General features: G+C 69.5%; 6 protein-coding genes. 4 read left to right on the top strand and 2 right to left on the bottom strand.

Features of this window, described 5'->3' with window-relative positions; genetic code table 11:
• Window positions 1–149 precede the first annotated feature (149 nt).
• The gene (locus E1292_RS47000; RefSeq protein ID WP_132606296.1) at window positions 150–1,169 is read right to left on the bottom strand and encodes a MalY/PatB family protein; all 1,020 of its coding nucleotides are present in this window, start codon (window positions 1,167–1,169) and stop codon (window positions 150–152) included.
• A 165-nt stretch (window positions 1,170–1,334) separates the two neighbouring features.
• On the opposite strand from E1292_RS47000, the gene E1292_RS46995 reads away from it, so the two are divergent.
• Entirely contained in the window at window positions 1,335–2,177 is an 843-nt protein-coding gene (locus E1292_RS46995; RefSeq protein WP_165975123.1) for a nucleotidyltransferase domain-containing protein, read from the top strand.
• Window positions 2,178–3,276: 1,099 nt separating this feature from the next.
• Here the strand turns inward: E1292_RS46995 and lexA are convergent.
• On the bottom strand, window positions 3,277–3,987 hold the full coding sequence (lexA, locus tag E1292_RS46990) for a transcriptional repressor LexA (protein WP_132606294.1): 711 nt from the start codon (window positions 3,985–3,987) through the stop codon (window positions 3,277–3,279).
• Between the two features lie 1,449 nt (window positions 3,988–5,436).
• Between lexA and E1292_RS51980 the strand changes: the two genes are divergently transcribed.
• From E1292_RS51980 to E1292_RS46970, 3 genes are all read left to right on the top strand, one after another.
• The gene (locus E1292_RS51980) at window positions 5,437–5,724 is read left to right on the top strand and encodes a LysM peptidoglycan-binding domain-containing protein (protein WP_165975122.1); all 288 of its coding nucleotides are present in this window, start codon (window positions 5,437–5,439) and stop codon (window positions 5,722–5,724) included.
• Between the two features lie 1,131 nt (window positions 5,725–6,855).
• Window positions 6,856–7,311 carry a transcriptional regulator NrdR gene (nrdR, locus tag E1292_RS46975; RefSeq protein WP_132606291.1) on the top strand — a complete coding sequence of 152 codons (456 nt, stop codon included), beginning with the start codon at window positions 6,856–6,858 and terminating at the stop codon, window positions 7,309–7,311.
• Complete coding sequence (locus E1292_RS46970) at window positions 7,308–10,112, top strand: vitamin B12-dependent ribonucleotide reductase (protein ID WP_132606290.1); 2,805 nt, start codon at window positions 7,308–7,310, stop codon at window positions 10,110–10,112. The genes nrdR and E1292_RS46970 overlap by 4 nt, the downstream gene beginning before the upstream one ends.
• The last annotated feature ends 197 nt before the right edge of the window (window positions 10,113–10,309 follow it).

The following is a 10,309-nucleotide window of genomic DNA, read 5'->3' as shown; positions in this document are numbered from 1 at the left end:
AAGGGACACCCACTTCCCGTCCTCCCCGCCCGTCCTCGGGGAGGACCACGGAAGGAGCCTGGAAAGTGTGGCGGTGGCGGCCGCACGCCGTCGGGCGACGGCCGCACGCCAGGCCGCCGTACGCCTGAGTCAGGTCGCCGTGCCGGTGGTCAGCCTATGGGATGGGCCCCGACCAGGCGGTCGAGGATCTCGGCGAGGATGGGCTCGGTGGTGGCGAAGTTGAGCCGTACGTGGCCCGCGCCGCCGGGGCCGAAGTCCGCGCCGTCGTTCAGCCGTACCCTCGCCTCGCGCTCGAAGACCTCCGCCAGGCCCGGCCTGCCGACGCGCAGCCAGGCCAGGTACGTCGCCTCCGGCGCCCGGTAGCCGAACGTCTCGGGCAGGCGTGCGGCGATCGTGCGCCGGTTGCGGTCGAGCAGGGCGAGGGTCCGTTCCAGCCAGGCGTCCCCGTGCCGCCACGCCGCGACCGTGGCCTCGACGCCGAACACGTTCGCGGAGCCGTACACGAAGGGCGGCTGCTCCTCCAGCGCCTTGCGGGCGCCCGGGTGACCGAGGTGGGCGACCGAGCAGCGGATGCCGCCCAGGTTGAACGCCTTCGTCGCGGACGTGAGCGTGACGGTGCGGTCGGGGAGGATCGTGGCGAACGGGATGTGACGGTACGGCTCGTACACGAGGTCGGCGTGGATCTCGTCGGCGAGGACCAGCAGATCGTGGCGCTCGGCGTGCTCGGCCAACTCGGTCAGCTCCGCGCGGGTGAAGGCCCTGCCGGTCGGGTTGTGCGGGTTGACCAGAAGGAGCACCCGGCAGCCCGTCAGATCGGGCACCTCGAAACGCCACGAGTCGCCGTCGGGCTCCATCTGGATGGGGCGGAGGGGCCGTTCCATGATGTCCAGCGTCGACAGGAACGGGTGGTAGGCGGGGGTGTGCAACGCGACGCCGTCGCCTGGCTCGGTGCAGGTGTGGAGGAACACCTGGAGCGCCTGGTTGAGGTCGTTGAACGAGCGTACGAGCGCCGGGTCGGCCGCCCAGCCGTACCTGCCCGCCATGCGCTCGGCGAACGCCTCGGCCAGCGGCCCCGCGGAGGGATCGGTCAGCCAGGCCGGGTAGCCGAGGTCGCCGCCTGCCCGGCGCCGCAGTGCCTCGATGACCTCGGGTGCGGTGGGAAGATCCATGTCGGCGATCCAGGCGGGGATCACGCCCGGTTCAACCGCTGCCCATTTCAAACCATCGTGTGTGGCTTTGACCCCTTCAGGGGTATATGCGTAATCCACCCACCCATTTTAGGATTCTCGAATGTTGATGAGGTGCTGCCGCCGATTGTGGCAGGCTGGGCGGCCATGATGCCCCACTCGAAGATCGATGCCATTGTCGAGACCTACCTGTCGATCGCCGACATGGAGGCGCCCGACTTGGTGGAGGGGCTTTACCTCGAGGGCTCGGCGGCCCTGGGCGACTACCGGCCGAGCACGAGCGACGTGGACTTCATCGCCGTCACGGCCGCCGCCCCGCCCGAAGACGTGCTGGAGCGCATCCACACCCGGCTCGGCGCCCATCCCTTCGACGGCGTCTACCTCACCTGGGACGACCTGCGCCGCGGCCCCGACGGCCTGGGCACCCGCCCGCAGGCGCAGCACGGCCGGCTCAACCGCCGGGGCGAGCTCAACCCGGTCACCTGGCACACGCTGACACAGCACGGGCTGACCTGCCGCGGGCCCAAACCGGACGAGTTCGAGATCTGGAACGATCCTGACGCGCTGGCCGCCTGGACCAACGACAACCTCGACCGTTACTGGCGACGCCTGGTGAGCCGGGCCTCCCGGCTGGCCACGCCCTGGGGCCTGATCTGCCTGGGCGGATACGGCACACTATGGATCGTCACGGGCATCGCGCGGCTGCACTACACGCTGGCGACCGGCGACATCACCTCCAAGACGGAGGCCGGGCGGTACGCGCTGGAGGCGTTCCCCGAGCGCTGGCACCGCGTGGTGAACGAGGCACTGCGCGTGCGCGAAGAGGACACCGCCGCACCGACGCTCGGCAGCCTGACCTCCGGGCTGGGCGACCATTTCGGCGCTCCCCGGCAGTCGCTCTACGGCAATCCGTTCGAGCGCAGGAAGGACGTGCTGGGCTTCGCCGGGCAGGCGATCACATCCGCACACGCGCTCTACGCCGCCCGCTGACCCGGGTCACTGCCCACACGTTGCGGACGCCTGTCGCTGCGTTGACGCCGGTCACCCCCGGACTGCGGGAGGCTCCCGACCGCGTGGTCCCGGACACGCCTGATGCCAACGCCAACAGCAGGAAGGTAGCCCCTGTCCGCGCACCCGCTTCTCCGTGGCGTCGGCGCCCATCCCGCTCCTCGTGAGCGCCGACCTGCCGTCCCCGGCCGCCGCGCACGCATCGCCCGTCGCGCAGCACGCCAACCCGCCGGTCAGGACGTTCGGACTCGGGCCGGCGGTGGCCATCGCGGTGGCCGCCCCCATCATCAGGTGCTGCTGGGACGCGCACGGACACCCCTGCCGATCGACCGCGCGTGCCAGGCGTCGATGACCGCGGTGGCGTGTGCACAGCCGGTCGATCGGGCCACGCCCAGCCGCCGATCATGTGCGCGCGTACGCACAGAAAACCACGATGAGCACGCACGCGTGTACACGCAGCCACGACGATTCCGTACGGATAAACACAGTCCGTCATGACGATCGCGTACGCGCGCCTCCAGGCAGCCACGACGATCGTGTACACATGTACACAGGCGGCTATGACAATGGCGCACCCGTGCCGCGAACTGGCCGGTGGCGGACTCGGCGAGGCTGAAGAACGACGGGGGGGGTGGTGCCGTCGGCACGAGCGGTTTCGCCGGTCACTCGCGGACTGCGGCGTGGAGTGGCGTGTCCGCACTGAGGACCGACTGGGCGCCGAGGACACTCCGGGACGCTGAGGACCAGCTGGGGCGCTGAGGACACTCCGGGACGCCGAGGACCAGCTGGGGCGCTGAGGACACTCCGGGACACAAAGGACCCGCCCCGACACAGAGGACCGCCCGGGACACAAAGGACCCACCGGGACACAGAAGACCGCCCGGACACATAGGACCAGCCGGGGCGCTGAGCCGGGGCGCTGAGGACCGGCTGGGGGGCTGAGAACTCTGCGGGGCAGGCTGGCGACATGACGACAGCCCTGGGGCGATGTGCGGTGTCGTTCCCCGTGGCATGAGTACTGGTGGCGCGCGCCAAAATCGCGGCGCGTGCGGTTGGACGCGCGCCTGGTCACCCCGTCGGGCTAGAGCCGCCGGAGAACCGCCACGACCTTGCCCAGGACGCTGGCCTCGTCACCGGGAATGGGCTCGTAGTTGGGGTTGTGGGGGACGAGCCAGACATGGCCGTCCTTGCGCTTGAAGGTCTTGACCGTGGCCTCGCCCTCGATCATCGCGGCCACGATGTCGCCGCTCTCCGCCACCGGCTGCTGGCGCACGACCACCCAGTCGCCGTCAGCGATGGCCGCGTCGATCATCGAGTCACCGGTGACCTGGAGGAGGAAGAGGGTGCCCTCGCCGACGAGTTGCTTGGGCAGGGCGAAGACGTCTTCGACGCTCTCCTCGGCCAGGATCGGCCCACCGGCGGCGATGCGCCCGACGAGCGGCACGTAGGCGGCCGTGGGGCGGCTCACTGTGGACTCGACGTCGGTGGCGGCGTCAGGATCCACCCACATAACGGGCTCACCGGGCAACCGCACCTCGAGCGCGCGGGGCCGGTGGGGGTCACGCCTCAGATAGCCCTTGCGCTGCAACGCCGTCAACTGGTGAGACACGCTGGAGGTGCTGGTCAGTTGCACCGCCTCGCCGATCTCGCGCATGGAGGGCGGATATCCGCGCTGCTGCACCGAGTCGCGGATCACTTCGAGGATCTTGCGCTGCCTGGGGGTCAGGCCCAGGGAATCTCGCCGTCGCACCGCGAGGTCGCTGACCCCGTTTGTGTCATCCCGCTCGGTCATGCTCTTCCTCCTCGCCTGGCGGCCCGCCTCACCGGCGCACCTCCCAGTCCGTGGTCTTGATGTCGCACACAGCGACCGTATCTCTGTTGAAGATCATTCTCAAACAATTGTTCGAGTCTTCCTCGAAAAAGTCGCGTGCGTGGTGTACAACATCGTACGGGAGTTCGATCGACATCGTGTTCGATTTGCTGATCTTTATTTGGCCTTTTTCTCGGGCCACACGGCAGGAGGTCATCCATGCCAACACCCACAAACATGGACACGACCAGCGAAGACGTCAAACAGCTCACACTCATCGCCGATGCCACGCAGAGCAAGGATCGACGGGGAGACAATACGCGTACACAGCCCGTCGCCCGCGGTAATTCCGGCAAGAGGTTGGGGTCCCGTTCGAATAGCAGAGGAAGATCCCATTTGCGCCTCGTCCCGCCGCCCCGTACGGGCGGTGCCGCCGACGACACCGTGCCGCCGGGCCGTTCCGCCGTCGACGGCGACCCGACCGTCCCCACCCGGAGCCGCGCCACGAACGCGAGCGCCGGCGCCGGCGCCGGCGCCGGCGCGGGCGCGGGCGGCCGGGAAAAGCGGGCCGTCGCCGCGGTCCCACGACGGATGGACGCCCCGAGGCGGTCCGGGCCGAGAGGTCCGAGCACGGCCGGAGCCGAGGCCGGGACGCGGGCGGGGGCACGAGGCCGCACCCGACCGGGAGCCGGGGCCGAGATTCGGACGGAGAGCGGGGTCGAGCGCCTGACCGGAGCCGATCCCCTGACCGACACCGAAACCCGAGCCAGAACGCGACCCTGCACCGAGACGGAAAGGACCGGGGCTAGAAGCACCGAAACCGGAAGGACCGGTACCGGCAGAACCGGAACCGGCAGAACCACGACCGGGACTGCAAGGACCGAAACCGGCAGAACCGGAACCGGCAGAACCACGACCGGGACTGCAAGGACCGAAACCGGCAGAACCGGAACCGGCAGAACCACGACCGGGACTGCAAGGACCGAAACCGGCAGAACCGGAACCGGGAGATCCCCGGCGGGGACCGGGAGACCTCGGACCTGGCCGAAGACCGCAACCGGGACGGGAGCCGGAATGGCAGCCGGGAGGGAGACCAGAGCTGAAACCCGATCTCGAACTGGGGCCGGGAGCTCCGACCGGACGGGGGCCACGACTCGAACCGGGGTTGGAGCCGGAACCTCGCCCCTGGCCAGAACCTCGCCCCTGGCCGGGGCCAGGACCTCGACCCCGGCCCAGGCTGGGGCCGGGGTTCGGGCCGGAGGCAGCGCCGTGGCCGGGAAAAGGGCCAGGGTGCGGACGAAGGCCGGGGTTGGAAGGAGGGCCGAGCGGCTGTGGGGGCCCCGGGCCGCGGGGCGGCGGGAGCGAAGAGCCGCGGCGGCGTTGCGCCGCCGGACCACCCCGCCACTGAGGCTGACCCGACGCGGCCGAGTCGTGCTGGTGGTGGCGGCTGCGCTGCTGTCCTTGGGCGGGTTCTGGCTGGGTACGCGCACGGCCGGGCATGCGGCTGTTCAGGTCGTGGTGCCGGCACACGCGGGGCTGCCATGGGTGGAGGTCCACGAGGGAGACACGCTGTGGGCGATCGCCGACGCCCTCTCCCGAGGCGAAGATCCCGAAGCCCTGGTGGAGGAGATCAAGCGCCTCAACGGTCTGCCCGACTCCCTCATCCGCCCTGGCACCCGCCTCTACATCCCGAAGGACAACACCACCGCCTTACGCTGACCCGCCTGCCGACCGGCACGGCCTGGCGCGCCGCACCACGTGACCGAACAGGGTCCCCACGTCCAGCCGTCCCCAATGGCCGGTCCGCGTCAAGCAATCCTGACGTCCGGTTGCCCCGTGCTCAGCTGTCCCAAGCCCTCCGGCCGTCGGGCGAGCCGTTGCCACGTCGGTAACACCACACTTCGCCCGTCCACACCTGCCCGTCCCCGTCAAGCCATCCCCACGTCCAGTGGAACCGCGCACAGCTCTCCATGCCAGCCAGCCGTCCGACGCCCGCCCGGGCCGCGCGGCAGGGCCGGCAGGGGCTCGCTTTGCCGGCCGCCCGGTCCCGCGGTGCAGTGCGACGCGGTGCAGTGCGACGCGGTGCAGTGCGACGCGGTGCAGTGCGAGGCAACGCGTGACGGGGCGGCTCTGGGCGGAGACGGTCTGATGGCCGTCGGTGGCGGGTCCGTCCGGCGGCACGGGGTCGTCGGTGGCACCGCCCCTACGGGCGGCGGGAGCAGGCGCACATGGGATCTCACCGTCCTACGTCCAGCCGTCCAGCCGTCCAGCCGTCCGGCCGGGCCGCGGCCGTCGCACGTCCACCGGGCCACCGTCCACCCGACCACCGTCCACCGTCCACCCGACCACCGTCCACCCGACCGCCATCCACCCGACCGCCATCCACCCGACCGCCATCCACCCGACCGCCGTCCACCCGGCTGCCGTCTGGGCGGCGCGCGGTTCGTGTGTACGACGTCGGAGGAGGCAAGTGACGGGGGCGTTCAAGAAAGGGGGCGTGGTGGTTCTGGTGTCCTCCGGTAATGTTGTGAGGTTCTTTCACGGACGAGGCCGCGCACAACTCCTGTGACGCTCTCAGCTGCGCTAACACCCGGCTCGGAGGCGCGACACGCCCAAGGCGGGAGATGATGACGGGCTGATCAGCGACTTCGACGGGATGGCGCGGCTCAACTTGCGTTCATGGTCGCACGCTTCTACGGTTGGACCACAACATCTAGTAGTTACACCGATGTAGGTTCACCACACCTTGTGGTTATGCGACCGTTCCATGGTCAGCCGTGGAGCGCGCGCGAGCGTCCCGTCGTGCGGGGATCGCGTATGTGGTGACCGCAGGGCCTTGGAGGCGAAAGCGTGCACTGTCCGTTCTGTCGCCACCCTGACACCAGGGTCATCGACAGCCGCTCGACGGACGACGGCGCGGCCATCAGGCGCCGCCGCACCTGTCCCGAGTGCGGGCGCAGGTTCACCACGCAGGAGACCGTACTGCTCATGGTGAGCAAGCGCAGCGGAGTGACGGAGCCGTTCTCGCGGGACAAGGTCGTCGCAGGCGTGCGGCGGGCCTGTCAGGGCAGACCGGTCAGCGAGGACTCGCTGGCGCAGCTCGGGCAGCAGGTGGAGGAGGCCATCAGGGCCAAGGGCGCGGCGGAGATCCCCTCCAACGAGGTGGGCCTGGCGATTCTCGGCCCGTTGCGGGAGCTCGACGAGGTGGCCTACCTGCGTTTCGCATCGGTATATCGCGGTTTCGAGAGCCTGGCGGACTTCGAGGCCGAGATTTCACAGTTGAAGGCGGAGAAGGGGGAGTCATGACGGAGACGGCCAGCGGTTCAGTGGCGCGCGGGGGCAAGCGTCCGCGTAAGGGGCTGAAGATGAAGCGCATCTTCACCAATCCCGGTGTGCACCCGTATGACGAGATCCAGTGGGAGCGCCGCGACGTCGTCATGACGAACTGGCGCGACGGCTCGGTCAACTTCGAGCAGCGGGGTGTCGAGTTCCCCGAGTTCTGGTCGGTCAACGCGGCCAACATCGTGACCACGAAATACTTCCGCGGCGCCGTGGGCACCCCGCAGCGCGAGTGGAGCCTGAAGCAGTTGATCGACCGGGTCGTCGGCGTCTACACCAGGACGGGCATCGAGCACGGCTACTTCGCGAGCGACGAGGACGCCGAGATCTTCGACCACGAGCTGAAGCACGCGCTCGCCCACCAGGTGTTCGCGTTCAACTCGCCGGTCTGGTTCAACGTCGGCACCCAGTCACCGCAGCAGGTGAGCGCTTGTTTCATCCTCTCCGTGGACGACCAGATGGAGTCGATCCTGGAGTGGTACAAGGAAGAGGGCGTGATCTTCAAGGGCGGCTCGGGGTCCGGGGTCAACCTGTCCCGCATCCGTTCCTCCAAGGAGCTGCTCTCCAGCGGCGGCACGGCCAGCGGGCCCGTCTCGTTCATGCGCGGCGCCGACGCGTCCGCGGGGACGATCAAGTCCGGCGGCGCGACCCGCAGGGCGGCCAAGATGGTGGTGCTCGACGTCGACCACCCGGACATCGAGGAGTTCATCGAGACCAAGGCGCGCGAGGAGGACAAGGTCCGCGCGCTGCGCGACGCCGGGTTCGACATGGATCTGGGCGGCAAGGACATCGTCTCCGTGCAGTACCAGAACGCCAACAACTCGGTGCGCGTCTCCGACGAGTTCATGCGGGCGGTGGAGAAGGGCGGCGACTTCGGCCTGCGGGCCCGCCTGACCGGTGAGGTCATCGAGAAGGTCGACGCCAGAGACCTGTTCCGCAAGATGGGCAAGGCCGCCTGGGAGTGCGCCGACCCGGGCCTGCAGTACGACGACACGATCAACGACTGGCACACCACCCCGGAAACCGGACGTATCACCGCAAGCAATCCGTGCTCGGAATACGTGCATCTCGACAACTCGTCCTGCAACCTGGCCAGCATCAACCTGCTGAAGTTCCTGAAGGACGACAACTCCTTCAACGTCGCCGACTTCGTCAAGCTGACCGAGCTGATCATCACCGCGATGGACATCTCGATCTCGTTCGCCGACTTCCCGACCGAGAAGATCGGCGAGACCACCCGCGCCTACCGGCAGCTCGGCATCGGCTACGCCAACCTGGGCGCGCTGCTGATGGCCACCGGGCACGCCTACGACTCCGACGGCGGCCGGGCGGTGGCCGGGGCGATCACGTCGCTGATGACCGGCGTGTCCTACCGGCGCAGCGCCGAGCTGGCCGGCGTGGTGGGGCCGTACGACGGATATGCCAGGAATGCCGAGCCGCACAAGCGGGTCATGCGCAAGCACGCGGCGGCGAACGACGACCTGCGCACCATCGGCTCCATGGACGCGAAGATCCACGCCGAGGCTTCGCGCCAGTGGTCGGAGTGCCTCAAGCTGGGCGAGAAGCACGGCTACCGCAACGCCCAGGCCAGCCTGCTCGCCCCCACCGGCACCATCGGCCTCATGATGGACTGCGACACGACGGGCATCGAGCCGGACCTGGCGCTGGTCAAGTTCAAGAAGCTGGTCGGCGGCGGCTCCATGCAGATCGTCAACCAGACGATCCCGCGGGCGCTCAAGCAGCTCGGCTACCAGCAGGAGCAGATCGAGGCCATTGTCGAGTACATCGCCGAGCACAGCCACGTCGTCGACGCGCCCGGCCTGCGCCGGGAGCACTACGAGGTGTTCGACTGCGCGATGGGTGAGCGGGCGATCGCGCCCATGGGTCACGTGCGGATGATGGCGGCCACGCAGCCGTTCCTGTCGGGCGCCATCTCGAAGACGGTCAACCTGCCCGAGTCGGCCACGATCGACGACATCGAGCAGGTCTACATGGAGGGCTGGCGCCTCGGCCTCAAGGCCCTGGCCGTCTACCGCGACAACTGCAAGGTCGGCCAGCCGCTGTCGGCGGGCAACGGCTCCAAGAAGGAGGAGCCGCAGGCCGAGCCCGAGGTCAAGGTCGTCGAGGTCAACCGGCCGACCCGCCGGCGCATGCCCAACCAGCGGCCGAGCATGACCACGCGGTTCACCGTGGGCGGCGCCAAGGGCTACATGACCGCCTCCTCCTACCCTGACGACGGGCTCGGCGAGGTCTTCCTCAAGATGTCCAAGCAGGGTTCGACGCTGGCGGGCGTCATGGACGCGTTCTCCGTGGCGATCTCCATCGGGCTCCAGTACGGAGTGCCGCTGGAGACGTACATGAGCAAGTTCGTGAACATGCGGTTCGAGCCGGCCGGCATGACGGACGACCCGGACATCCGGATGGCCACGTCGGTGATGGACTACATCTTCCGCCGCCTGGCGCTCGACCACCTGCCCTATGAGGAGCGGGCGGCCCTGGGCATCTTCTCGGCGGCCGAGCGGGCGGCGCAGCAGCGCGGCGAGGACCCGGCGGCGCTGCAGGAGCCGGTCGACCGCGAGGCGCTGGCCCAGTCGGCGCCCATCGAGACCCAGCCCAAGAGGGAGCAGCCGGTCGCGGAGCTGACGCTGGAGAGCCACCAGCGCTTCACCGCGGACGCGCCGCTCTGCATGACCTGCGGCACCAAGATGCGCCCGGCCGGCAGCTGCTACGTCTGCGAGGGCTGCGGCTCGACCAGCGGCTGCAGCTGAGAACGGCTCGACCGGCGGCTGCGGCTGAGAACGGCTCGACCGGCGGCTCCCGCCCCACCGCCGCGAGGCGTGGGGCAGGAGCGGTGGTGGCCGGCCGCGGGCGGCGCCTGATCGTCGAGCCCGATCGCTGATGGGGAGAGGCCGTCGCCCCTCCCCATCGGCGTGCGCGGTCAGGGGGCGGGCGGCAGGCTGGGAGG

Source organism: Nonomuraea deserti (genome assembly GCF_004348685.1).
Classification (GTDB): domain Bacteria; phylum Actinomycetota; class Actinomycetes; order Streptosporangiales; family Streptosporangiaceae; genus Nonomuraea; species Nonomuraea deserti.
This window is presented reverse-complemented; position numbering and strand designations above follow the sequence as displayed.